Origin of the sequence: Cerasibacillus sp., from assembly GCF_036516575.1 — a bacterium.
GTDB lineage: Bacteria > Bacillota > Bacilli > Bacillales > Amphibacillaceae > Cerasibacillus.
This window is the reverse complement of sequence record NZ_DATBTY010000006.1, coordinates 73,030-99,267: the sequence shown is the minus strand read 5'-3', so window position 1 is coordinate 99,267 and position 26,238 is coordinate 73,030. Positions and strand designations below refer to the sequence as shown.

Here is a 26,238-nt window from a genome sequence, read left to right as displayed (position 1 = left end):
CAGTCGTAGGGAATGATACGAATTCATAAAAAAAGCCCTAGAAAATCTAGGGGCATGAACACATATATAGACATAGTTGTGTCACATGTTCCCTTCGCTGGTATTAACCAGATCAGGTTCAAAGAGTTAGTATCTTACGGATACAATCTCAACCAGCAAAACACTGGTACCCCTACAATGAATCTTTTATTTGTCTTCATCATAACTATGCCATATCGACGATTAAATTTCAAGATGAAGCTTCTTCAATTCATTATACGATCCACGATTTCGCCATTTCTTAGTTCAAATTGGAAATTACCATGTTTTGTCAGTTCTAAATCATGTGTGACAAGGACAATCGTTGCGCCTTTTTTATGGATATCTTGTAAAATAGCCATAATCTGATCACGATTTTTAAGATCTAGGTTTCCTGTTGGTTCGTCACATAATATGAGCTGTGGGTCATTCATCAAGGCCCTAGCAATGGCTGTTCGTTGTTTTTCTCCACCAGATAATTGTGATGGCATATGATTTTTCCTATTCGTAAGGCCAACCATGTCAAGCAATTGTTCCGCCTTTTCTTTGACAACAGCTTTCGATTCGTATGGTAATAAAGGAATCATCACATTCGTAAGCACATCGAACTGATCAAACAGTTGAAAGTCCTGAAAAATATAGCCGATATATTTCCGACGAAAAGAGCGACGTTCTGCTTCAAGTGCTGTCATCGCATCAAGTTCGCCAATTATCACTTGTCCACGATCCGCTTGCTCAATAGCTGATAAAAGTCGCAGTAATGTTGTTTTACCAGAACCGGATGGACCAGTTATCGTAAGCCAACTCCCAGATGCAACGGTAAAATCAATTTCTTTTAAAACGTTAATTGTTTCGACACCTGTTTCATATGATTTATTAACATGATGAAGCTTGATGTCCAATTGTAGCACCTCCTTTTACTTGTGTTCGATGTAATGAATAAATCGAACCGCCAATAGTCACAGCCAAAATGAATAAAAATCCAATGATTCCTGATATAAATGCTATTAGCGTCGTCTCAATAAATATGAACATAATGATAGAGCTTACAATCCACCCGAAACCTATCGATAATCCAGCCCATATAAGCACTTCTTTTATAAAATAGTTTCGGATTGCTTTTTTCTCCCAACCGAGATATAGAAAAAGCTTAATTTCTGACTGACGTGTTTCCCACATACGGCTAAGTGATTGATAGACTGTTGTTAAACTTAACACGTACAATAGGACGATAACAAGGTAAAATAACCCCTCAACTTCGCCATGTACATAAGCACCAAGTCTTGTGAGTGTCGTATTTGCGACCGTTTGTATTAAGAAGAATGGTAGAAAACATGTCAAAAGCGTCATTAAAAACAACTGAATACATGCGGCAATAATGCTTGATTTATAAAAACGAATATTTTGCATAACGACCGTTTTACCTTGTTTCTTAGGATGTCGTATTTTCTTTTTCTGTACGAAGCTGGCTAATAAAAGTAAAAGTAGAAAGATAATACTAATCACAGCTGATAAAATAAGTGGTAACCAGTCATTGATATACATACCATAAACGGTAAAACCAATCATCACGAGAGTAATAGGAATGCCTAACATCGTTATCCATTCTTTATAGCGAACCCGGCGGATAAGTTTTTCTGACCAACCGAGTTGTGCTAGCAATTGTTCATCTCTTTGACGGTCTACAAGTAAATTAGAAAATGAATAACCGACAAATGTAAGTGCTACCAAACCATATAATAAAGTTAAAAGCACTTGAAGCGCATTCCAACTCGATATGACCGTATCTGCTGCTCCTAACGTCGTAAACATTTGAACAACTTTACCAATTCCTTCAACATCAACGGTGAGGTCTTGAAGTGATGCCCCTGCTACAATATCAACCGTAAAACCAGCTTCTTCCCATTCATCTGCTAACTCACGAATAAGTGTTGCCGCTCGTTTATCATAGCCAGTAATTCCGGCAACTTTAACTCGAATCGCGTCAATCGGAGCCTCACCTTTTATTTTCTCCGCCCAATCAATCGAAATCAGTCCGTGTGCAGGTGTCGTTATAAAACTTCCCGGCACAGCTGATGGATGAAGTTTCACTGATGAATCTGTTGCCAAATATGGCATATCACGCCCATAAATACCTAAAGGGGAAGACGCTAACATATCTTGGTTTTCTTCAATTGAAAAGAATCCTACATGAGAAAATTCAAATGCATCATCTTCATTTAGTGGAATATTTGCATCATCAACTTCAAAAAATTCCACTTCTGTCATCTTTCTATAAATCGGCGCGCCATAATTCTCATCGATTCCCATCTGATTAATGCTCAGATTCTTGTTATCTACCATGTTATAAACGACTGGGTCAAGCTGATAGCCAATGCGTTGTCCAAATTTCCTATAAAATCCACTTAAATACCCTTCGCCCTTTCCCGTACCATCATCTGCGACAAGTTTCTTTTCCTTATTAACAAAAAAAGGGTAATCTTCAAAAGGAGAAGGACCATCATGGGCATGAAATACATAGACTTCATTGTTGTGCATACGTTTTTTACGAATATACTCATCCAAAAATTGCTCATAATCGGCAGGCATTTCGACTAATGTACGAATGGCAAGCCCATCCTTATGTTTACTTTTCCACTCTCTTAACTCTTCTTCTGTCGGTTTAAGTAAGTCATCGATTGTCAGTTTAATCGTATTGGGTACCGAGACATCTTTCAAGCTCAGCACTGGGATAGCCAGCTTTCCACTTTTATAAGCCCGATGATTACGAGCCATTCCTTCAAGTAAGCTTAAATCATCATTCACTAATCTCCCTTCCTCTTCTGAATCAATCGCTACTACTTGATGATAAGAAGGTGGAAAAGCAAAAAGTGCCGCAACATGATCGAGATAGTTGTTTCCTACTTCAAAAGATGAAGGATACCAAAGTAAATCTAAATCTTCATCATCGAAGTCATCGATAAAATCATAAACAAAGGTATCTTCGTTATATGTATAAGTATTTAATCCATCACTCGTCTCGTAGTTGACTTCATAGTATTTCAATGTTTCCGTTTTTTCAAGCATCCAGGAACGTAATCTTGCGGTAAACAAGCCAATTGAAGCAACAGGAGCCGCAATATCAACTTGTGGGTGGTTTTTTATTTCTTTCCACTGGTCTATCGTTATACCACCGCTTCCGATTCCAAGATAGTTTTCTTCAATTAAACCAAGTTGCTTTTCGAGATTGGTTCGGGCCTGTGGCGGTCTTATCAAGATATCATATGTGCCCCGAGAAAAGGCCGTAATATCTTGTTTTACTTGTTGTTTTGCATCAGCTAGCGTTGATAATGTGTAAGAAACGGTGCTTATGACAAGCATAAGCACAGTAACCATGATGATAATCGTTCTTTTCGTAAATAAACGAATCCCTTTCATAAATCATCACCTTTATTCTATCGACTCTTTTTCACCTTTACTTACATTGTACTTAGCAATCATTTTATTGAATTATCTTAGGAGAATAATTTTTGCGTTTAGTGGAATAATTTGCCTATATATTAATATTCGATAATATATGTCGAAAATCCTTCTTAATTGATATTTTTTGTGAAGTTCTCTATCTAACTATTACTTATTCATCCCCATAACCTATAATAAGAAGGTAATCATTTGCTATAATAAAAGAAACCAATTCATAAAGGATGAATCATCATATGTCACTATTAAACAGAGAAACCGTTCAATGGATTAGAAATGAAATGAATCAGCATCATGATCAAACATCAATCCCAAACACTGTCCTTTCATATATGATAGACAACCAATTATTTAAACTGATTGTTCCTAAGTCCCTCGGTGGAAAAGCACTTGAATTACCTGAAGCTGTTCGCGTCTTTCAAGATGCCTCCTATGTCGATGGAAGTTTTGGCTGGCTCGTTACAGTCGGTTCAGGCGGAGGGATGTTTACTAGTAACTTCACCCAAGAAGCTGCAGAAACTTATTATAAACCGAAAGATGCAGTCATCGCTGGGAGTGGATTTCCAGCCGGCATCGCTGAACGTACAGACGGAGGCTATACTATTAACGGAGAATGGTTTTATTGTAGTGGTGCTGATTACGCTTCGATTTTCACGGCTACTTGTCAAGTAAAAGATGAATCGAAGCTCATCTCATTTATTTTTGAGAAGGATCAAGTTGATGTTTTACAAGATTGGGATGCCTTTGGTTTGGAAAAAACGAGTAGCCATACGATTCGTATTACGAATCAGTTTGTACCAGAAATACGTGCGTTTTCGATTTTTGAAACAAAGAATGAATACGGGTTACCGATTCATCAATTCCCATTTCTCCCTTTTTCAGAAGCTTCTTTTGCGGCGATTACATTAGGAATCGGCAAACATTTCATCGAAGAAGTGGTATCATTTACAGAGCAAAATAAATCAAACTGGCAACACGGTAAACCGAGTCGATATGAAGTCATGATGGATAAAATTGAAACTGAAACAGCACGTTGGAAAAACGCCGAACAGGCTTTTCATGATGCTGTGAAAAACATTTGGCAAGACTACGTTTCTGATAAGGACCTATCAGAAGATGAACAACGAGCATTTGGTACAGTTTGTAAGCGAGCTGTTACAACAATGCTTACTTGCGCTAACAATCTATTCCGTTTTATCGGAATGAAAGCAATTATGAAGCATTCAGAGATTAATCAAATCTGGCGCGACTTACATACTGCAAGTCAGCATACTTTTCTTACACCTACTGTAGCTGAAGATAGTTTGGCGTATAGTCCCGATTAAAATCTTTCAAAACATAAACAGAATATAATTTAATCACATCTTGTTCAAAACAAAACGCAGTCTAATTCAAATGAAGTAGACTGCGTTTTAATTTTAACGTTTTTCACGTATTCTTTTGAACATCTGGATATTTCATTTTTTGATAAAAATAATTCGGCGTTACTAACGCGTTATCATACGGTTTAAAATACATATGTGTCGTCGCTGGAGCCATTGGTGGAACAAGCCATGACCACTTTCCTGTTACATGGCGACCATCAGATTCTTCTTTTTGTTCAAACACACGGAATTGTTCAGCTGCTGTATGGTGATCGACGATGGTGACACCATATTTTTTATAAGAATCAAGCACCGCCTGATTTAATGCGACTAATGCTTCATCTTTCCAAAGTGACCGTTGATGTTTCGTATTTAGACCGAGCTGTTTAGCAACAGTTGGGAGTAGATTGTAGCGTGATTCATCTGCGAGATTCCGTGCACCAATCTCAGTTCCCATATACCAGCCATTAAACGGTGCTGCCACATAGTTGATGCCACCAATTTCTAATCGCATATCAGAAATAATCGGAACGGCATACCATTTTATTTCCCTATCTCCAAAAATATCATGCTCTTCATGTTTTATCGGTATCTCCATTATCATATCTTCCGGGATTTCCCGATATTCAGGTGCTTCATCCCCGATTTGAACAACAAGTGGTAACATATCAAAGGCTGTTCCGTTTCCTTTCCAGCCGAGCTGTTGACAAAAGCGCGTAAACGCAATTGAATCCGAATCTCCAACAATCCCTCCCTCTGTTTCATAGCCAGCATAGCGAAGGAGCTGATGATTCCAAACGGTGACTTGTTTTTTACCATTTAATTCTGGTCTAAAAATCGTAATCAGTGGTTTAATTTTTCCATTATTTGTCGCAATTCGTATATGTTCAAAAAGATATTGAAAAATCTCATCATAAGTACTTGCTTGTCTTCCATCTATGACTTTCAATTGATTCCAGAAGAGACGTCCAATACAGCGATTAGAATTTCGCCAGGCGACACGTGCACCATAGACAAGTTCTTCATACGTGTGTTCATAATAGCCATTTAATTCAATCGAATGCTCCACTTCACGCCAGCGATGAGCAAATTGTTCAGTTGTTTTTCCTAATTCTTTATATAAATGAGTGAGAAATTGCTGTGCTTCATCAATTAATGTCTTTTTTTCCATGATGTTTCCTCCAGTCCATGCTTTCTTATCTTAACAAAATAGACTGAAGAATAGTATGTCTAATGTATGACATTTTTCTCATGTTATTTCGTAATAAATTGCGCTTCACTATGACCTTCTTTTGTTTTCTTCACTTCTAAAACAGCTGGGAAAATTGATTTAAGCTCTTTTACGTGAGAAATAACACCAATCATACGACCTGATTCTTGGAGTTCAATCAGTGTGTCGATTGCTTTATGCAATGATTCCTCATCCAGTGAGCCAAACCCTTCATCAATAAACATCGTTTTAATAGAAATATTCCCTTGAAAACTTTGAATGACATCTGACATGCCGAGCGCAAGGCAAAGTGAAGCATTAAATTTCTCTCCACCTGATAATGTTTTTACATCGCGGGTTTGCCCTGTGTACGCATCATACACATCAAGTGCTAAGCCACTTTGGCGGCCATGCGATTCTTGGCGATCACTACGCATTAACATAAACTGCCCTTGGGATAAATGGCGGAGTCTTTGATTAGCTGCTTCGATAATTTGTTCTAAATACTCGATCTGTAAAAAACGTTCAAATGATAATTTCGAATCATTTTGACCACGTATCATATCATGTAAATCAACGACACGGCTTAGTTGAACTTCCATTTCTTGTATTTTTTGATACGTCTGTTCAATCATTTCATAATGCCGTCTTCCATCTCGTAAATATCCTTTTGTTTCATTAAATTGGTTAAACGCTTCATCATATTTTTCTTTAAGTTGCTTCACTTTTTCTTGCAACGCAACGATTGGCACTCTCTCTTTATCTTTTAGCTGTTCTTTTAATTCATCCACCCGTTTAGTGAGCGTTGTGACTTCTTCTTTATAACGGTCAATAACTGTTTTTAATTCTTGACGAACAGATGCCTCTCTCTTTGCATCTTGATAATCAGTGACTGATGGAAATTTAGCTTCCGTTAATTTTAATGCAAATTGCTCTTCTGCTTGTTGATGTTTTTCTTTCGCTTCTTTTAATTGTTGACGGGCATGCTTAACATTCACTTCTGTCGTTGTCACTTTTTCTTTTGCTAATTGTAATTGTTTCTGTACGTGTTCCCAAGCTTCTTCTAATACTCGTTTCGCCTTTTCTACTTGATTCATTTCTTGTCTTAGAGCTGTCAGTGAACGCATCTCCTCTGGTATAACACGAAGTCGTTCAGTATAAGTTGCTTTCTTACTCGTGTACTGGTCGCGTTCTTCTTGATACACTTTATCTAACAGTTCTTTCTGTTGTTCAAGTTCTCTAATCTGTTGCTTTTCTTTTTCAAGATGCTGCCGCTTTGTTTTTAGTTCAGCTTGAGCTCGCTCTAGGCGCTCTAAGTCTTCACTTAGTTTTTTACCTTGCTTTGTAATTTGCTCGCGTGCTGTAGGAATATGTTCAATAGAGATGTTATATTCGGTCACAATTTCTTTTTCAATCTCTTTAAGCTCAGCTTGATTTTGTTTCCATTCAACTTGTGTTGTTCGATAAGCATTTTCTACTTCTTTTAATAATTGCTTCGCTTCATCTAACTGTTCTCTTGTAACAGAATGCTCTCCATATGTCGCCTTATTCGGATGCTCAACACTCCCACATACGGGACATGGTTGACCATCATGTAAATGGCTAACTAATATACCAGCCTGATTTTTCAACCACGTTTCTTCAATTGTTTCATAAGCTCTTTTTTGTTTTAAATACGTTTGTTTTTGCTCTTTTCCAACTGTTTCTAAGTGATTTTTCTTTTCGGTGTGTTGGATATGTTTTGTTAAAAGACGATGTTGTTCGCGAAGTTGAGTACGGTGTTGTTCTTTTTTCCCAATTGAACTCACCGCCTCATCCAATTGTTGCACGGCTTTTTCGATTGTTTCAATCTGTTCCTGCTTTTGTTTACGTTGCGCCTTATTTTGCTCAATCTTTTCATAGGTCTTTAAAGCTTGTTGTTTTAAGCGATTTAACTTGGATTTCGTTTCCTCCATCGCTTCAACTGTCGGTAGAAACTCTTGTAAACGATGTAACTGTTGCTTTACTTGTTCACGGTCTTTCGCTTTTCCTTCTTCAACTTTATAATGTTCTTCCACTTTTTCATGGTGAGCTTTCGCTTCATTTAATTGGGTTGTTGCTTTTTCTAAAGTGGTTGCTTTATGTTGAATATCCGCTTTCCAATCCAATACTTGCTTTTCATACGGTTCTATATTATGAGCACGCTCAGCCGCTTCCAATTCTTTTTCCTTCGTTTGATACAATTCTTGATCAACTGTCAATTGATTGAGACGCTCTTTCTTTTCCTCATATTCAGCAAATTTTTCATGAAGTGCTTTCACCTTATAGTACGTTTCATTTGCACGTTGATGTTCTTTTTCAATCGTCTTATAAGTTTCTAAATCGGTAACCATCTTTTGCTCATAATAGGTTAGTTCAGCTTTTAATCCGGTTAAAACTTGATGGACATTATAATGGTCTTCATTTAATACCTGAAATAATAAACTTTCTTCACGATTTGGTAACGAGGCTAACTGATGGATATAATGATCGCATGTTTGCTTTTCAGTTTGATAAGATTGTTCTAATATTTTTTTTCGTATCCGTAATTGTTCGCCAATTTGTTTATATGGTTCCGTTTTAAATAAGCGTCGCAAAATCGCTTCTTTATTTTCTGTTTCTGATGTTAATAATTTACGGAACTCACCTTGTGGGAGCATAACGATTTGCTTAAATTGATCTTCCGTTAATCCCATCAAAGCTTCCACTTTTTCATTAATTTCCGTTACGATTTGGCGATCAACACATGGCACTTCATCACCGTCAATGAGTTCAAAAAATTCATATCGTTCACCGGTTTTCGTTTTATTCCCTTTTTTAATATGACCGAGTTGCCTGAAAATCCGGTAAGTCCGTCCTTTTAATTCAAATAGAAGCTCCACTGATGTATGTATATCGTCGTTGGCAAATTGACTTCGGAGCATCGCTTGATTTTCCCGGTCTTCACCACTCGCACTACCGTATAAGGCGAAACATATCGCATCGAAAATCGTCGTTTTTCCAGCACCTGTATTTCCAGAAATGACAAATAATTGATGGTCACCTAGTTCATTAAAATCAATCGTTTCGTGATCCTTATACGGACCAAACGCTCGCATCATTAATTTTAATGGTCTCACTTATTTCACCCTCCCTTATTTTACTGGCACTTGTTCCCGTTCTTCTTGTAAAAACGCATCAAGGACTTCTTTAAAAATCGCTTCCGTTTCCTCTGAGACGTCTGTTCCTTTAACCTCTTTATAAAATGCTCGGAAAAGCTCTAAATCTGACATCTTCGTCCGTTCAATGACATCGCTTTTCTCCTGATTTAATCCAAGTTGAAAATACTTTCTTTCAACATGCATCGCATTCGGATAAACAGAACGAACCTTTTCCATTGGTGATAGAACTGGCATTTCATCTAGTAGTTTAATAAACACATAATCTTCATTTACAGGATGCTTTAAAAGTTCCACCATTGTTGCTTCTACTGTACGCATATCACGAATCGGTTTAAAGAGTCGCTTTTCAACTTGTACATCGCCTGTTCCATTTAATTCTACGACATAATAACCTTTTTGATGGCGCTCTTCAGAAATGGAATATTTTAATGGAGAACCAGCATAGCGGATCATTTCTTCTTGAACATAATGCGCCTGATGTAAATGCCCAAGTGCTGTATAGTGGAATGATTCAAAATGTCGTGCTTCTACATATTCTGAACCGCCAATCGACAATGGACGTTCGGAATCACTTGTGTTCGCTTCTTTCTCTCCATATGGTGTGACAAATGCATGTCCAACAAAGACATGTCTTGCAGATGGATTCATTTTCGCTTGAATATGTTCCACAATCTTCCGCATGGCGTCATTATGTGAGCGAATCTCATCATCTTCAAATTCATTGCGCACAACACTTGGATCCACATAAGGTACTAAATGAAAATGAACCTCTCCGAACGTATCATGTAAAATGATAGGTTCTAAATCTTTTGAAAAGCGCCCCACCATAAATAAGCCATTTGCCTCCATTAACCGACTACCAAAATCTAGCCGACTTGGACTATCATGATTTCCTGCAATCGCAAGGACTGGCGTCTCTAATTTTAAAACAATCGTATTTAACACTTCATCAAGTAGTTGAATGGCTTCAGTCGGAGGCACTGAACGATCATATAAATCACCTGCAATAATGACAGCATCCGGTTTTTCCTCTTCAACTGCTTGGACAAATTGTTGCAAAATATGACGTTGATCTTCTGTCATATAAACACCTTGTACTAATTTTCCTAAATGCCAATCAGCCGTATGAAATAATTTCATATGGATTCTCCTTCTTATTTAATTATTGTAATTGGAGATAAGTATATAGGAGATTAGTAGCAAAAATCGAGAATAGAGTTTAAATGAAGAGTTTAAAAAATGAAATGGATAGAAGGTATTATTAATAATTGTATCACGTTATCAATAAACATTAAACATACAACCACAAAGAATAAACATGATATATTTTAGTTAACAAGATCCACTATTAATATTCCCTCTTTTCCAATTGTTTTTCTAAGAGGGATATGTTATAATTTTTATACATCTCAGATAATACGGAAAATACTTCACGAAAGGAGGATTTATAATGAAAAAGGCGAAAAAAATAGTGGGCAGTACAATGTTAACGCTTGTAATAATGTTTGGTTTTGCTACATCGATGGATACACAGCCACAACAAGCACACGCAAATACAGGTGCGAGTAATCATTATGACCTTGCAAGTTGCTCAAGTTGGGAAATATATCGCACTACAAGAGAATGCGTTGATGGAAACCGAACATTAGTCACAGAGTATCTTAAAAGATATTGTCCTAATAAGGGGTGGGAATATAAAAAGCAATACTATTTTATTAATGCTTGCCCTATTTAATAATCATTAGCTTGGGAAGGAGACTCCTTCCCATTTTACATAACGGAAAATGAATGGTGATATTATGATTAAAGTCATTTTAAAAAGTGTTACTTATTATTGGCGATCAACCCTATCTATTGTCGTTATTCTCGTATTAATTGGTCTCGCATTTATTTATACATTCCAAACATCTGAACATATGAAAGTACAAGCGACGGAGCAATTAACGAAAAACTGGCGAACGGGTTATGATTTACTGATTAGGCCGAAGACGGAAGAGATGGCTCATAAAATAAACTTACGTGAAACGGGCGAGAACTCAAATACTGTGTTAGACGGTTTAGTAAGAAGAGGGGATTTGGCACAGCATCACAGTGGGATCACACTTGAACAATATGAACGGATTAAAGCACTTGATGGTGTTGAAGTTGCGGCACCCCTAACATTTATTGGAAATGTAGAAAATGAAGGACTAAGTATTGACTTTGGCATTAAAGATTTCGGATTTTATTACAGAGAAGAGTCTACAAAAGTATTTGACGGTAACCGGTATCGCGATATTACCCCAGACTTTTTAGCTGACCTTTCTTACTCGCAGTTTCTTTCGAATGAAGAGGAACATTTATTTGAGCGTTTTGAAGACATTTGGGAATTGGGACGATGGAATTTATCGAGCGAACCTCCAAATAGCGTTCTTCGTACAGATGGTAGTACATGGTCAATGGTAGCCGTTGATCCCGATGAAGAAGCTAAACTATTAAATTTAGACAAAGCCATCGTTGAAGGGCATTTTTTTGATGGACATCACACAATACAAAGGCGAGAGGACATTCCAATTATTCCACTCATTTTACTGAATCAACCATATGACACGCTTTATCAATCAACGATATATAAAATAGACGTTCCTGAGAAATACTTAGATGTGGACCGTTTAATTGAAGCAGGTGGCAAAGAATATTTGGCATCACGCCCACGTGAAAAAGTAGTTGATATCAATATCAATCCTTTTAGTGGAGCATATTTATTTAATATCGGTTCGATAAAACTGGAAAACGGGAAGATTATAAATAACGAAGGTCACCCTGGGTTCAGTAATCAACGTACTATTTTAGACTTTTCTCCACTTCAATATAGACACCTAGATCAGGAGCTGACAAATGGGATTCCTGTTGTTGAAGCCATACCCCAATCCACACGTAAGGAACAAATTAATTACCGGCAAGCTGAATCTGTTAATTTAAGTAAACATTTTAGTTTTGACATTGTCGGTCGCTTTGATGCCACACGCATAGAGAATCATTTTACAACAAGCGACAAGCCAGTTTCTCCTGATTATTATCAACCGGAGGACGTTTATGTTACACATGATACAACGGGAACTAAATTAGCTGCCCCCTACATCTATCAAAGTTCACCATATAAAGACAGTTATTATACAGGCGGTATTGATGCGATAACAACATTAGCAGCAGCTGAATATTTACTCGGAGATAAACCGATTTCCATTATTCGTGTCATTGTTGAAGGAGCCGGAGAGAGAAGTCCTGAAAGCATGGCTAAAGTCGAACATATCGCCAAAATAATTCGCCAAGAAACAAATCTACACGTCGATATCATGTTAGGCAGTGCGGACCGTAAAGTCCATGTGTTATTAGATGATTTTGATGGTGTTCCCGGTTACGGTTATTTATTAGAAGGTTGGAGTGAAGAAGGCGCCTCCTTTGTTATTGAAGAACGTGTCAGTTCAACGACCTTACTACTTACCATATTTATCGTTGCAATGGGATTAATTGGTCTAAGTCTCATCTATCGAAATTACACGGAAAACCGAAAAAGAGATATGACCATTCAGTACACATTCGGGTGGTCGAAATGGAGAATTATTCAATCATTAATTTTTGAATCGATTGGTATTTTATTTTTAGTCACCATCTGCTTTATCACTCTATATATTACGATTGGCACTGCCTGGGACACAATACAAATGCTAGTCGCTATGATAGGAAGTCTACTTCTTTCTTTATTCGTGATGATTTGTCTTTACATTATTCCAGTTATTCGTCATTTGGATCGTCACAAAAATTTACGGGGTGCCAACCAAACGAAAAAGACCATCCTTTCTCAGCGACCGAGTAACACATTATGGTCATATAGTTTTCGCAACATGATTCGTCATCCGATTCGTAGTATGACAAAAGCAGTGATTATCATCGCTACTTTACTCTATGTTTCACTGTTTCTATTATCTAAACAACAAGCATCGGCATTGTTAGTGCTTACTTTCCTCGGTGAAAGAGTAGATGTAAGTTTACAAGCCCATCAGTGGCTATTATTTACCATCGGCATTCTTCTGGCGTTATTTAGTTATATTGCGATCCATATTAATCAAACAGAAGCTAGAATCGGAGAAATTCAACTTTACAAGGCTTGGGGATGGGAAACAAAACGCTGGGCATTTTTGTATCTTTTGGAGGAATTTTTTATTAGTGGTGTGGCTGTCTCTGTCGGAGCAATTTGTGGTTATCTATTTCTAACATCATTTAGTGATTCCGTTGTTTTAAAAATAACAGATGTCATTGTTTTGATTGCTATTAGTTTAGGTGTCAGTCTGTTAATTAGTGTCGTAACATTATTGCTCCGCTCTAATCGTTATCGCTTACGTGAATTTCACTAGATTTTTGTTTGAATAGAGAGGATGAAACGAGTGATTAACTTAAAAACCATCAGCAAATCTTATACGTCTAGAAATGAAACCGTGCATATCTTAGACAATATAACACTATCCATTGACCCTGGAAAATTTGTTAGTATTATCGGTCCGTCTGGCTCAGGTAAAACAACCTTATTACAAGTGATAGGTCTCCTTGATGAACCGACTTCTGGAGAAATCATCATTGATGGTGTTCATGTGAATCAACTAACTAATAAAGAACGGAATCGCCTACGTAACCGCAAGATTAGTTATATCTTCCAGCAGTATCAATTACTGCCGGGATTAACAGCGCTTGAAAATATTATGCTACCTATCCTCCAATTTAAGAAAAATAAAGAGGTGATTGAGCGTGCGGAACATTTATTAGAACAAGTTGGGTTAAAAGATCGTCGCCATCATACCCCTGCTAAATTATCAGGTGGAGAACAACAACGAATTGCCATAGCCCGTGCCCTTATGAGTCAACCTGACATTATTTTAGCAGATGAAATGACTGGAAATTTGGATGAGGATACAGCCAACAACATGATGGAACTTTTTCAAAAAATCCACCGACAAGATAAGAAAACAATTGTTATGGTCACACACAATTTAGAACTAATCAAATACACCGAAGACGCATATCAACTAAGGAATGGACATTTGTCCAAAGTAGATCGGAATTTAAACACGTTTGTTGCCGAATAAGTTGTAATTATAAAGCATATTAGCAGTTAATGCGAATTGATTGGGGGGGGCATGTAAAGCGAGATTAGGTCGCATTTACGATGGATAGCGACCAAATATGGCGCTTGGGAAACAGATTAAGTCGCTTTTGGACTGTATGAGGAGTAAAAAAATAGAGAGCGTCCAATCATCTAAAAGATTCATTGGACCCTCTTTTTTTCGAGGTAGATTTAGGTAAGTCTTCTAATCTAATTCCACACCTAATACAGCACCATTATTTGCATCAATTTTCACTTCATATTTCCTACCATTCGTGGCTAGAATATCAACTTCATAATACAATCTTCCTTGCTCTCTCTCCAATTCCGCCTTTACAACCTCTCCAGCTACTTGTTGTCTAGCTATACCGATTGCATCCTCTATCACAATCTGACGAAACCATTGGTGCCTTGGCTGAACTGTAGATGGATAATATTGTCCGTGTTGTTCCGGAAATCCCCAATATTGATTCTGTTGCATCATTTTCCCCCATTTACTTAATCATTTTTACGATGTCATTATATTCACCTTTAGCTCAAATGTGCTATTGCCCCGGGATTTCTTTCCAGAAATGCTTGAAACGTTTAAAAGGCTATTTAGCAGTCCCACCTTTTTCGCGAATTATTCGGAAATTTGTCAGTTTTCACCTGGTCACGTATCCTATTCCAATGCTACACTATAGTTGAGTACAAAGAGAAAGGGGATATCTATGGCACTCGAATTGAAAGACTTAAGAAAAAAAATATCACAACTCGATGGACCTGTATTAACGATTTATCTCGAAACAGATCCAAACAGTGAGGACTGGAAAATTCGCTTAAAAAACGGTATAAAACGGATTTCCGAATACGTAAAAGCCTCACAACCTAATGAACATAAACCATTTCTAGCGATACAGAAAAAAGTAGAAACAGCAATCTTTGACCATCAACGTCAATTAAAACATGGACTGATTTGTTTTGCGACATCTGATGAGTTACTCCTCAAACAAACACAAATCCCGTTAGATAATGAATTTCACTGGGAAAAAGAACCCGTTACGAAACAATTAGATAATCTTTTTGAAAAATATCCGAGAACAGGCATTATTTTAGTTCAACGTGATCGCGTTGCCTTAATCGACACATTACTTGCTGAAGTAATGGGTGAGGCACATTATGAATTTGATTTAAACACTGAAGATTGGCGTCGTTATAAAGGCATTGCTTTCGGTGCCATCATTTCAAGTAGTGCAAACCACCGTGACAAATATGATCGACGCTTAAAAGAACACCAAGCACGCTGGTTCAGAGGGCTTGTCCCAATAATTGAAAAACACGCAAAAGAGTTTGCATGGAAGAATGTTTATCTCGCCGGACCAACAGAATTAACAAATGACATGCAAGCTCATCTTCCACGATTAAATATCATCAAAGTGATTAATCAAAACTATACCGGTAAATCGGCACATGATATTGCCCAGGATTTCTTAACTAAATAAAACAAATTGGGGGGGAAAAGTCCTTTTAGTTCAGTGCAAGCGGAGAAATTAGATTCTCCGCTTGTTTTTACTTTATAAAGCTAGACGCTAAAGTTACATGATCAGATCTATAATTCTGTGTTCTGTTGGTGGAGCATAGTTTACTGGTACTGAGCATTTCAATCATATACTAGTTAGTATGGGAGAATTCTCCGATTGCAATGTGAGTCAAGTGCGTGTGAATGCCTCGAGTTATAACACATTGAGTACGCCAATGTCATATAAGTACTCGGCATTCACTTTAGTTACTACACATTGAGCACGTCAATGTTATATAAGTATTCGGCATTCACTTTAGTTACTGCACATTGAGTACGTCAATGTTATATAAGTACTCGGCATTCACTTTAGTTACTGCACATTGAGCACGTCAATGTTATATAAGTACTCGGCATTCACTTTAGTTACTGCACATTGAACACGCCAATATCATATAAGTACTCGGCATTCATTCTAGTTACTACACATTGAACACGCCAATGTCATATAAGTAATTGCCACTCACCCGACTTATTACACATTGGACACTCATTTCAAGGCCTCGTCCACTTTGATAGAATAAGGCGCCTTCAAATTCTATTTACAAGACACCAGATCATTTCTATGACTCTGGATTGACAATTTTACCCATAAACAAGATAACATCCAACTCTTCATCAGCAATAACAACGTAGAACGGGCGATTCACTTCCATCACAAATGGTTCATCTACAAGAGCTGATTCAGTAATCATTTCGACTTTAGTAACCGCAGCCGCTTCGGTTCCTTCTTCGTTAACATCAAGAAACGTTTTTTGGGTTACTTTATGAATCCATAACGGGATATCATCTCTTGTGATCATGTCTTTAAAATTGGCATCTCGAGTAAAAGCTGATGACATGCCCAGCTTTTTTAGTGCATCTTTTAATTCCACTCCGTACTCTACTTGAAAACGTGGAAGTTTTAACGTCCCTTGTGACGTGTTAAAGCTATTATTCCAAGCTTTCCAGTTGTCAGCCGTCCATTCCTTTTCCATCCCAGCAATCCCGACATCTTCCTTAGGCAAAAATATTTTCATCGTTAATTGTCTATCATCATCCTCACCATATGGTAGCCTAACCGCCTGAAACACATCATTTTCCATATACTCGAGCTTCTCATTGAGTGACATCATCGATACAGACGACGTCGTTCCATCAGACAAATAAAAAGAAGTATCTTCTGTCATACTTTTCTCAAATGGGTATGTCCAATCCCCTTGAAAATAAATCGCATTCATGATGACACTGACTAAGTCGCGGTGAAGTGGTGGTTCGATAATTTCTTTAATTTTTTCGTTTGTTTTATCTGACGCCCATTTATTTATTTTCTCCGGCGCTTGTGGGTCATCAAGATCAAAATATTTCATTTCAGCATTAAAATACGTTTCATTATTCGTTTGAAAAGCTTCTTTAAAGTGATAATCCTCATTTAACCAAAGTGAATTTGCAATCTGTAGCTCAGCCTGTGTCGTATGTTCATATAATTTTGCCATTAATGAAGCATTCGCCTTGTTTAATTGTTCAACGGATATGCCGGACACATGTAATGTTTTCGCCATTTCCTCTTTTGTTTCACCAAGAGCGCCATTATAAACCATCGATAATGCCATAAAAGCACTTAACGGTGAAATGAATATATTTTCATCTCGCTCAGCTTCAATTTCATTTAGCAATTGAAAACCAAACGTATTCGAGGCAGTCGTGATGTTTTGATAATCATTTTCGCCAAACTCTACATCACTTCCGATTTTTAAAGCGCTGTTTCCTTCGCTTTCCTTTCCACAACCCAACCCTATCATAATGAGACACGACAGCAAGATAATCAACAACCTTTTCACAGGGAATCCTCCTCTAAAAAATTTACTCTCTATACGTATGACGAAGAGACTTATTCATTTGTTGCATCTACGCCTCAATAAAAAAGACTAGCCGTTGCGACTAGTCTCCTCTAATTTATTCCTCAGCAATATCTCGCTTAAATTCTTCCAGTTTTTTAAACCACATGTCCATCAATTGTTTTAATTCATGTGTCTCAATTTCACAAGTTGGATACGTATCAACATCAGCAAACATATCAGCATATAAATCGGTTATCACCGTTTGCTTAGGCTTAATATCTAAATGGCATCGATTACCACTTGTTGTCACATGCGCTTTTTCACCGTTTAAGACAGCGAGCACATCGCGGTAGATTGCTTTATTAACGAATTGACTATCAGACATTAAAAATTCACCGATGATTGCTCGGTTTGGGTCCGTAAATTCAATGACAAGCCGCTTTCTTTCATGAGCTCCATTTTTTAATGTGACGGTTCGAAAATGACACATTATTTCCCACCACCTTCATAAACTGGAAACGCAGAAATAATTCGTTCCTTTTGATCTAAATACATCCGAATAATCATGCCTTCTTCGGTTAAACCTTCATATGTATTTCCTGAGATAAAGGTGCGGTTTTCATATGCATCATTAATCGCATCGACGACATCTTGTGTATCCCAAGCGTCAGGGAAAAATGACGACTTCCCACGATTCGCTTGTTTTAAAACACCTTCTACTTCAACTTCCGCTTCATAAACGCCATTCTCATCAAGTGGTGTTTTCGTATTTTGTATGATTTCGCCTTTTTTACTAGGTAACTGATCATAATGAAAGCCGACTGCTTGTCCCCGTTTATTTAACTCTCCTTCTAAAATATGTTCAAGTGCACCTTCTCTAAAAATGTCTGTATGTGCTAACTCCGAAATTGGCGTGACATCATCAGTTTGAACATCGCCCTGACCATCATCAATCAAGGCGCAACTACTTAATACCAATAGAATACTTAATATTAATATGACTCGAGCTTGTAATTTTTTCCACATTGGTGTCACTTCCCTCAAACGATCTTACGTTTTATCATACATGACGCTTCCGTTAGATACAACATTACAATTTCCTAAAAACGGGAAATGACATGATGTTTTTCCCGTGTTGGACATAAATAATGAGGCCAATCAATAACAGAGCAATCAATCGTATGACAAAGGTAGGATACAATAAGACTCCCCCTAATCCTACTAAAAGAATACGTATGCCATAATGAAGTTTTTTATTTAAATAGCCCGTCATTCCGCTTGCAATAGTGATGACACCAATGATGCTAAAAATAAAGCCAAATCCAATTTCAACAACTGTCCCTTCCATTAATAAAGCTGGATTCAATACAAATGCAAATGGAATTATAAATGATGTTAAACCGAGACGAACAGCTTCAACACCAACTTTAGTCGGATTAGCTCCTGCAATACCCGCCGCTGCAAATGATGCGACAGCAACTGGTGGGGTAATCGCTGATAAAACAGAAAAATAAACGATGAATAAATGACTTGCCATTTCACTAACGCCAAGATTAATTAACGTTGGCGCTGCAACCATCGCTGTTAAAACATATGTCGCCGCTACTGGCATACCCATTCCTAAAATAATACTAATGACCATAATGAAGATAAGTGTTAAACCAAAATGACCTGCTGTAAACCCAAGAATCAAACTGTTTAATTTTCCACCTAAACCGGTTGTCATTATTCCAGCAATAACAAGCCCTGCTACAGCACAAGCCGTACTAATCGGAATCATCGCTTTGACACCTACATCAATCGCTTTTCGTAACATACTTAAATGTTGTTTCCAACCTGTCCTTAATAAATGAATGACGATAATCGTTATGATGCCAAATAATCCTGCTCGTGAAGGGCTTGCTCCACTTAATAAAGTAACGGTTAATACAAGAACTGGAATCATATGAAACCACCCTTGCTTTATGACTGTTTTTAATGGTAGATGATTTTTTTCGTCCATTCGTGGCAAATTGAGACGCCGTGCTTCAAAATGGACGACAGCCAATAAAGCAACATAAAATAAAAGAGCTGGTAAAGTTGCTGCAATAATAATTGATGTGTACGGAATACTCGTCACAGCTGCCATTAGAAACGCACTTGACCCCATAATCGGTGGTAACAGACTTCCACCAGTAGATGCAATCGCTTCAATTGCCGCAGCAAAACGTGGAGAATAGCCTAGTTTTTTCGACATTGGAATCGTAAATGAGCCTGTTGTGACAACATTTGCTGTCGGACTACCAGAAATCATCCCAGAAAAAGCACTTGCTAACACAGCGATTTTCAAAGCGCCCCCGCGAGAACGGCCTGCCACCGCAACAGATAATCTAAAGAAAAACTCACTTGCACCAGATGTTTGTAATAAAGCTCCAAACAAGACGAACATAAACACAAATGAAGCTGCAACAGCGATTGGTGATCCCCATAAACCGTTATAACTAAACGCTAATTGTTCCAGTAGCTCAGTCAATGACATTCCACGATGATACCAAATCCCACTTAAGTAATGACCAAATAGTGCATAAGCTAAGAACAACAATGCGATGATAATAATCGGCATTCCTATTGTCCGTCTAGCCGCTTCCATACTTAGTACGACAAGAATAAGTCCAAAGAATATATCCCAATTTGATAACGGATCAATTCCTACAATGCGTGTCGCAAACCGTTCCGCATGAATAGAAAAGTAAATCCCACTACTTGTTGCAAGTATAAGAAATAGACCGTCGATTAATGGGATTGATCTATACAAGCAAAACGTTAAAACAAGAATAAAGACTAGATGAATGGACATCTGGTACATAGGATCTATTGTCGAAAAAGCAACAGACCATATTTGATACATGATAAAGAAAAGACTTATTATAATCATACATCTCGACAAAAAACGACCATATTTTTCTTGTTTTAAATTGTCCCCTTGTAACAAATGCCTTTCCATTCGTTTCATGTTAATCCCCTTTGAATGACCATTTCAAATTTATTGTAATAATCCCTTTTCCTTAAAAAACTTCTCTGCTCCCGGATGAATTGGCACGCCACCGACTTCTATAATTGTCTCATCATTTATCTTTTGAAATCCTTTATGCACATCATTTAAATAATCTAATTGATTATAAATGGCTTGTGTCATGTGATAAACAGTCTCTTCATCCTGTTCAGCATGTGTTATTAAAATAGTCGGACTATTAATCGTTTCATAAGGTTCTTTTTGAAAATCATAACTGTTTTCAGGTATCGTATAACGAGTGACACCAAATGTTTCAATTAATTTATCAATCGCTTGATCACCAAGAGAAATAAACTTTAAATCAATGGCTGTTGAAGCTTCCATAATATCTCCTGCAGGAAGAGGAGCTAATTTTCCAAGCGCATCAATACGTCCATCTCGTATCAATTCAAATGTTTTATTACCAGATAAAAAATGCACCTGCCCCCCGTTTGCTTTCATGTCTTTATAAGTCATATTATAAGAATTAAAGCTAGCAGCAGAAACGATATCACCTAAAGCATTTTTTTCACCTGCTGAATAACGTAATGGCAATTGTTCTTGAACAATGTCCTCAATAGAATCAAACGGTGCATCAACTGGTGCGACAAGCTGAAACACATTCTCAGGCATGATTGCAGCCACAGCACGTATATGTTCATATTTCTTGTCAAATGGTTCTTTTCCTTCATAAGCAAATCGAGCTGTTAATGATTCAGCTATTGCGAAATCTGTTTCTTTCTGATCAACTAAAACAGGGTTACCCGCCACAGTGCCTGGAACTGCACTAATTAATGTTCCTGAAAATTCCTTACGTACTGCTTCTGATATACCTTCAGTAAATAAAGACCAGACTCCACCAACACTCCCACCATGGACCGTTAAGTTTCCATCTAATGGTTGAACACGACGAGTTTCCGTTTGCTCACTTTGACAACCGCTTAAAAAAATGATTGATAACGTCATAAATATGAATAGTAAATACCTTCTTTTCATTAAAATCTCTCCCCTAAATATACGAACCGCGAAATGATTGCTCACTAATTCACATGTTTTGCATGATAAAATATTTTCCATTGCCGAACTTACATATTAACAACTAAACTAATATCTAACGCGGATACAGAATGTGTTAAATATCCTAACGAAATAACATTTACACCTGTATGAGCATATGTTGGTAGTGTTTCTAACGTAATGCCCCCAGATGCTTCTGTTACGATATGTCCTGGTACATAAGTTGAAAATTCTCTTACCTGTTGCGGTGTACAGTTATCAAACATGATGACATCCACACCGGCGTTAACAGCTTCTAATACGTCTTCTTTCGTTTCTGTTTCAACTTCGATCTTAACCATATGCCCTAACTGCTGCTTCACGCGTTTAACCGCCTGTGTAATGGAACCGCAAAACGCAATATGATTATCTTTAATCATCACTGCATCATACAAACCGAAACGATGATTTTTACCTCCACCGACAGTAACGGCATACTTTTCAAACATTCTTAAACCAGGTGTTGTTTTTCTCGTATCGCAAATTTGTATAGAAGAATCGCTCAATGCAGAAATACTTTTTTTAGTTAATGTAGCAATACCACTCATCCGCTGTATAAGATTTAAAATAACGCGCTCTCCAGTTAATATGCTCGATACGGGACCATTCACTTTCGCCAATACATCGCCTTTCTTTACTACATCTCCATCACGAACTTGATACTGTATATTAATTTTTGAATCGAGCAAATGATACGTTTCTTTAATAATAGCGAGTCCCGCAACGACACCAGACTCCTTCGCTAAAAACAGTCCTTCACCTTGATGATTAGGAGAAAAAATCGTTTGACTCGTCATATCTTTCTCACCAATATCTTCTAATAAAAATGTTTGTAATTTTTGATGTAATTTTAATTGATTCATCTTAATCTCCTTATTGATCATATGACATACTTATTTTAGTTCGTTCGTTTGTGAAATACTGAACATTAATTCGAATAATATAATTTTACAACTGTCTTGACACCTATATTGACATAAGGAAATAGAAAAAACAAGCTAAATGCAAAAATGTTATAATGCATGGTAAAGATGAAGTTTTATACGTCGTGAAGAATTCTGCACACTACACATAAATACAAAATTAGTGCTACTTATAAGGAGTACAATGATACATTCCACACAGATGCGAGCTATTTGGGGCTACCATGAGGAGTAGAGCCATTCAATCCTCACAGATACGATTTATTTGGGAATACCATGAGGAGTAAAGCGCTCTACACTACTCATAAATAAAAAATAAAGCTAGAAGAAAGGAATAATACGAGTTCAATCTTAACAAAAATATACGAATGATAAAGGAGAATATATGAAGTGAATCAGATTAGGAAAATGTCTTCTAAAGAGAGGCAACATATGATAATCAATGCACTAAAGGAGACAACTATACCAATAGCGGGTCGACAGTTTGCCGAACAAGCAAATGTTAGTCGCCAAGTCATCGTTCAAGATGTCTCTTTACTAAAAGCAAAAGGTGAACCGATTATTGCAACTAGTCAAGGGTACATCTATCAACGTAGCTCAAAATTTAAACATGTCATTGCTGTAAAACATAGTCCAGAAAAAGTCCAGGAAGAATTAAATATCATCGTCGATCATGGTGTCACGGTTAGAGATGTCATTATTGAACACGCTGTTTACGGTGATTTAACAGCTTCGATTATGGTAAGTAATCGTAAAGAAGTGAAACAGTTTATTAAGAAAATAAAAGAAAATCAAGCGGCTTATTTAGCAACTCTTACAAATGGTATTCATTTACATACGTTGGAAGCTGACTCAATGGACAAAATCAAAGATGCTTGTCAAGCGTTGCAAGAAGCAAATATACTACTCGATTAAGATTTGACAATTGATGGGTACTGATTATAACCAAGAGTAAATACAAGTGTTCGCTTTAAATGTGAGGGGGTGGAAATATAACACACTCAACACAAGATCGTATTACAACACATTGAACGCCTCAATGTTATCTATTATCACGTAAGCACTATAGATGACATTACATTGGAAATCTCATGACGATCAATTCGGGCGAAAGTGTGTCGTTTTTTAACATTGACTACTTCTAAACTAATTAATCGAAAGGATAAACGTCAAATAACCAACACATTAGCACTCACGCCAAGCTAAAATAAGATTGCCCTACGAGTCGACATTAGACTGTAGGGCAATCTTTAAGTACCAATAAAGTCTCAAGCTGATTTCTGTTTCTATTTTCTTGTTGTAAACATATGAATCGCTTCATTCACAAATGCTGCCGCTAGCTTTGCTGTGCGATTATCAATATCATACGCTGGGTTCACTTCGCAAATATCGAATGATGTTGTTTTATCACTCGCTAAGACAGTACGAATGATTTCCCTAACTTTAAAGGGATCTAAACCAAACGCATTTGTTGCACTTACACCCGGTGCATAAGATACATTTAATACATCCATACATAAAGTTAAATAAACAGCATCATGACGATCAATAAACTGTTTAAGTTTAGTCGTTAAGTCTTCTATCGCTGTATGGTTCAGATGTTCCTCAAGGACATAGTGAACATTTTTTACTTTTGCTTCTTCAAATAAAGATACCGTGTTACCAAACTGCTGAATCCCCATGACAAAATAAGAGGCGTTTGGATCGTCATCCAGGATTTGTTTAAACATCGTTCCCGAGGTTGGTTCTATATCGTAAGGTCGCATATCAAAGTGAGCATCAATATTAATGATTCCAAGCTTCTTCTCAGAACCGATTGCTTCTCTTACTCCTAAATAATGTCCATATGTTGTTTCATGCCCTCCACCTAGAACAATTAATTTATGATTATTATTAAGCACCTGTGAAACAGCTTTTCCTAATTTTATTTGGGCATCCTCAAGAGCCTGATCCACACAATAAATATTCCCAAAATCAAATATCCCATTAGAAAAATGCCACGGTAAACTCGCGAGCTGCTTACGAATCACATTTGGTCCCTCTTTCGCTCCTAAACGCCCATGATTACGTCGAACCCCCTCATCAGATGCAAAGCCAATTAATCCAACATTATTTTCTCCTTGCTCTTGAAAACGTACGACTTGATGATAGCGAGATTGACTTTGATCTGTCTCGCTATCCACACGACCTATCCAAATATCTTGTAATTCGTCCATTATCTCAGCATGCCTCCTATACGACTTTTTTACCTTTCTTCCATACAGAATGCACATGGTTAACACCAAAAACATATTGTAGTTCTTGATAATTTTTTACATCCCATAAAACGACATCACCTAATTTACCAATCTCTAAAGAACCCACCCGTTCTTCTCGGTTAATCGCACAAGCCGCATTGTATGTTGCTGCTGTTAATGCTTCTGCTGGTGTCATACGCATAGAGATACAAGCTAGATTCATAACAAGTGGCATCGATGTTGTCGGAGAGGAACCAGGATTACAATCTGTCGAAATGGCTACCGCCACACCTTCATCAATCATATAGCGACCACGAGCTGCTTCTTCTCTTAAATACAATGCTGTTGCAGGTAATAAACAGGCGATGACACCTGCTTCAGCCATATCTTTTATCCCTTGATCAGATGCTTTTAATAAATGTTCTGCCGAAATCGCTCCAACTTTTGCCGCCATTTCAGCTCCTCCGTATGAGGCAATTTCATCTGCATGAATCTTCGGGATTAAACCAAGGTTTTTCCCGGCCTCCAATATACGCTCAGATTGTTCTGGTGTAAAAACATCTTTTTCACAAAACACATCATTAAATTCAGCTAGCTTTTCTTCCGCTACAACTGGTAACATCTCGTCTATAACATGCTGAACGAACTCATCTTCTTTTCCCTTATATTCTAATGGAACAGCATGAGCCCCCATAAATGTAGGAACTAAATCAACCGGATGAGTCTCTTGTAATGTTTGCATGACACGTAACTGTTTTAACTCAGTCTCTAAGTCCATTCCGTAACCACTTTTACTTTCAACTGTAGTCACACCGTGTTTTAGAAAGGAGTCAAGGCGTACCTTTGTTTGTTCAATAAGCTGATTTTCTGTTGCCTTTCTTGTCATGTTTGTTGTTGCATGAATGCCGCCACCAGCATTCATAATTTCCATATATGTCGCACCCTCAAGACGCATCTCGAATTCTCTTTCACGACTTCCCCCAAAAACAACATGTGTATGTGGATCGACAAGTCCTGGTGTCACAAGTTTTCCAGTTGCATCATAAACAGTTGCATGTTCAACTTTTTCTGGATAGGCTTTTTCTACTTCATCTGTTTTTCCAACGGCAATAATCACACCATCCTCAATTAAGACACTACCATCTTCAATAATCCCTAACTCAGACATAGACTCTTTTGTACGAGGTCCTTTTACACTAGAAGTTAATGTTGCTAGTTGTGCTGCATGTTTAATAAATGTAATCAT

General features: G+C 37.4%; 20 protein-coding genes and 1 riboswitch. Of the genes, 6 read left to right on the top strand and 14 right to left on the bottom strand.

The genetic code is table 11. The features are described 5' to 3' along the window. Window positions 1-72: 72 nt before the first annotated feature. Window positions 73-184, bottom strand: a riboswitch (TPP riboswitch). Window positions 185-245: 61 nt separating this feature from the next. Continuing rightward, a complete protein-coding gene (locus VIG73_RS01690; RefSeq protein WP_331638749.1) occupies window positions 246-920 on the bottom strand; it encodes an ABC transporter ATP-binding protein in 675 nt (224 codons plus the stop codon). Further along, the gene (locus VIG73_RS01685) at window positions 895-3,435 is read right to left on the bottom strand and encodes a hypothetical protein (protein ID WP_331638747.1); all 2,541 of its coding nucleotides are present in this window, start codon (window positions 3,433-3,435) and stop codon (window positions 895-897) included. The genes VIG73_RS01690 and VIG73_RS01685 overlap by 26 nt, the downstream gene beginning before the upstream one ends. 278 nt (window positions 3,436-3,713) lie before the next feature. Between VIG73_RS01685 and VIG73_RS01680 the strand changes: the two genes are divergently transcribed. After that, on the top strand, window positions 3,714-4,802 hold the full coding sequence (locus tag VIG73_RS01680; RefSeq protein ID WP_331638745.1) for an acyl-CoA dehydrogenase family protein: 1,089 nt from the start codon (window positions 3,714-3,716) through the stop codon (window positions 4,800-4,802). A gap of 103 nt (window positions 4,803-4,905) precedes the next feature. Here VIG73_RS01680 and VIG73_RS01675 read toward each other — a convergent pair whose 3' ends face one another. The 3 genes from VIG73_RS01675 to VIG73_RS01665 form a co-directional block, all read right to left on the bottom strand. Further along, window positions 4,906-6,012: a nitric oxide synthase oxygenase gene (locus tag VIG73_RS01675; protein ID WP_331638743.1), complete on the bottom strand. Its 1,107-nt coding sequence runs from the start codon at window positions 6,010-6,012 to the stop codon at window positions 4,906-4,908. 83 nt (window positions 6,013-6,095) lie between these two features. Further along, window positions 6,096-9,188, bottom strand: a complete 3,093-nt coding sequence (locus VIG73_RS01670; RefSeq protein WP_331638741.1) for an SMC family ATPase — start codon at window positions 9,186-9,188, stop codon at window positions 6,096-6,098. A gap of 15 nt (window positions 9,189-9,203) precedes the next feature. Next, window positions 9,204-10,370 carry an exonuclease SbcCD subunit D gene (locus VIG73_RS01665; RefSeq protein WP_331638739.1) on the bottom strand — a complete coding sequence of 389 codons (1,167 nt, stop codon included), beginning with the start codon at window positions 10,368-10,370 and terminating at the stop codon, window positions 9,204-9,206. 310 nt (window positions 10,371-10,680) lie between these two features. Between VIG73_RS01665 and VIG73_RS01660 the strand changes: the two genes are divergently transcribed. From VIG73_RS01660 to VIG73_RS01650, 3 genes are all read left to right on the top strand, one after another. Then, a complete protein-coding gene (locus VIG73_RS01660) occupies window positions 10,681-10,965 on the top strand; it encodes a hypothetical protein (RefSeq protein WP_331638737.1) in 285 nt (94 codons plus the stop codon). A 64-nt stretch (window positions 10,966-11,029) separates the two neighbouring features. After that, window positions 11,030-13,624: an FtsX-like permease family protein gene (locus VIG73_RS01655; protein WP_331638734.1), complete on the top strand. Its 2,595-nt coding sequence runs from the start codon at window positions 11,030-11,032 to the stop codon at window positions 13,622-13,624. A 30-nt stretch (window positions 13,625-13,654) separates the two neighbouring features. Next, on the top strand, window positions 13,655-14,350 hold the full coding sequence (locus tag VIG73_RS01650; RefSeq protein ID WP_331638732.1) for an ABC transporter ATP-binding protein: 696 nt from the start codon (window positions 13,655-13,657) through the stop codon (window positions 14,348-14,350). A 222-nt stretch (window positions 14,351-14,572) separates the two neighbouring features. Here the strand turns inward: VIG73_RS01650 and VIG73_RS01645 are convergent, their stop codons facing one another. Next, window positions 14,573-14,848 (bottom strand): PepSY domain-containing protein, encoded by a 276-nt coding sequence (locus VIG73_RS01645; protein ID WP_331638730.1) that lies wholly within the window; start codon window positions 14,846-14,848, stop codon window positions 14,573-14,575. Between the two features lie 229 nt (window positions 14,849-15,077). Between VIG73_RS01645 and VIG73_RS01640 the strand changes: the two genes are divergently transcribed. Continuing rightward, window positions 15,078-15,848: a VLRF1 family aeRF1-type release factor gene (locus VIG73_RS01640; RefSeq protein ID WP_331638728.1), complete on the top strand. Its 771-nt coding sequence runs from the start codon at window positions 15,078-15,080 to the stop codon at window positions 15,846-15,848. Window positions 15,849-16,488: 640 nt separating this feature from the next. On the opposite strand, the gene VIG73_RS01635 is transcribed toward VIG73_RS01640, so the two are convergent. The 6 genes from VIG73_RS01635 to nadC form a co-directional block, all read right to left on the bottom strand. Beyond that, window positions 16,489-17,745, bottom strand: a complete 1,257-nt coding sequence (locus tag VIG73_RS01635; RefSeq protein ID WP_331638726.1) for a serpin family protein — start codon at window positions 17,743-17,745, stop codon at window positions 16,489-16,491. Between the two features lie 115 nt (window positions 17,746-17,860). Next, a complete protein-coding gene (locus tag VIG73_RS01630; RefSeq protein WP_331638724.1) occupies window positions 17,861-18,235 on the bottom strand; it encodes a hypothetical protein in 375 nt (124 codons plus the stop codon). Beyond that, the gene (locus VIG73_RS01625; protein ID WP_331638722.1) at window positions 18,235-18,771 is read right to left on the bottom strand and encodes an EndoU domain-containing protein; all 537 of its coding nucleotides are present in this window, start codon (window positions 18,769-18,771) and stop codon (window positions 18,235-18,237) included. The genes VIG73_RS01630 and VIG73_RS01625 overlap by 1 nt, the downstream gene beginning before the upstream one ends. A gap of 64 nt (window positions 18,772-18,835) precedes the next feature. After that, a complete protein-coding gene (locus VIG73_RS01620; protein WP_331638720.1) occupies window positions 18,836-20,737 on the bottom strand; it encodes a TRAP transporter fused permease subunit in 1,902 nt (633 codons plus the stop codon). Between the two features lie 30 nt (window positions 20,738-20,767). Then, entirely contained in the window at window positions 20,768-21,772 is a 1,005-nt protein-coding gene (locus VIG73_RS01615; protein ID WP_331638718.1) for a TAXI family TRAP transporter solute-binding subunit, read from the bottom strand. Window positions 21,773-21,861: 89 nt separating this feature from the next. Then, the gene (gene nadC / locus VIG73_RS01610) at window positions 21,862-22,695 is read right to left on the bottom strand and encodes a carboxylating nicotinate-nucleotide diphosphorylase (protein WP_331638716.1); all 834 of its coding nucleotides are present in this window, start codon (window positions 22,693-22,695) and stop codon (window positions 21,862-21,864) included. A gap of 450 nt (window positions 22,696-23,145) precedes the next feature. On the opposite strand from nadC, the gene VIG73_RS01605 reads away from it, so the two are divergent. Further along, entirely contained in the window at window positions 23,146-23,670 is a 525-nt protein-coding gene (locus VIG73_RS01605; protein ID WP_331638714.1) for a transcription repressor NadR, read from the top strand. A gap of 371 nt (window positions 23,671-24,041) precedes the next feature. Here VIG73_RS01605 and hutG read toward each other — a convergent pair whose 3' ends face one another. Then, complete coding sequence (gene hutG / locus VIG73_RS01600) at window positions 24,042-24,971, bottom strand: formimidoylglutamase (protein ID WP_331638712.1); 930 nt, start codon at window positions 24,969-24,971, stop codon at window positions 24,042-24,044. A 16-nt stretch (window positions 24,972-24,987) separates the two neighbouring features. Next, window positions 24,988-26,238, bottom strand: a complete 1,251-nt coding sequence (gene hutI / locus VIG73_RS01595) for an imidazolonepropionase (protein WP_331638710.1) — start codon at window positions 26,236-26,238, stop codon at window positions 24,988-24,990.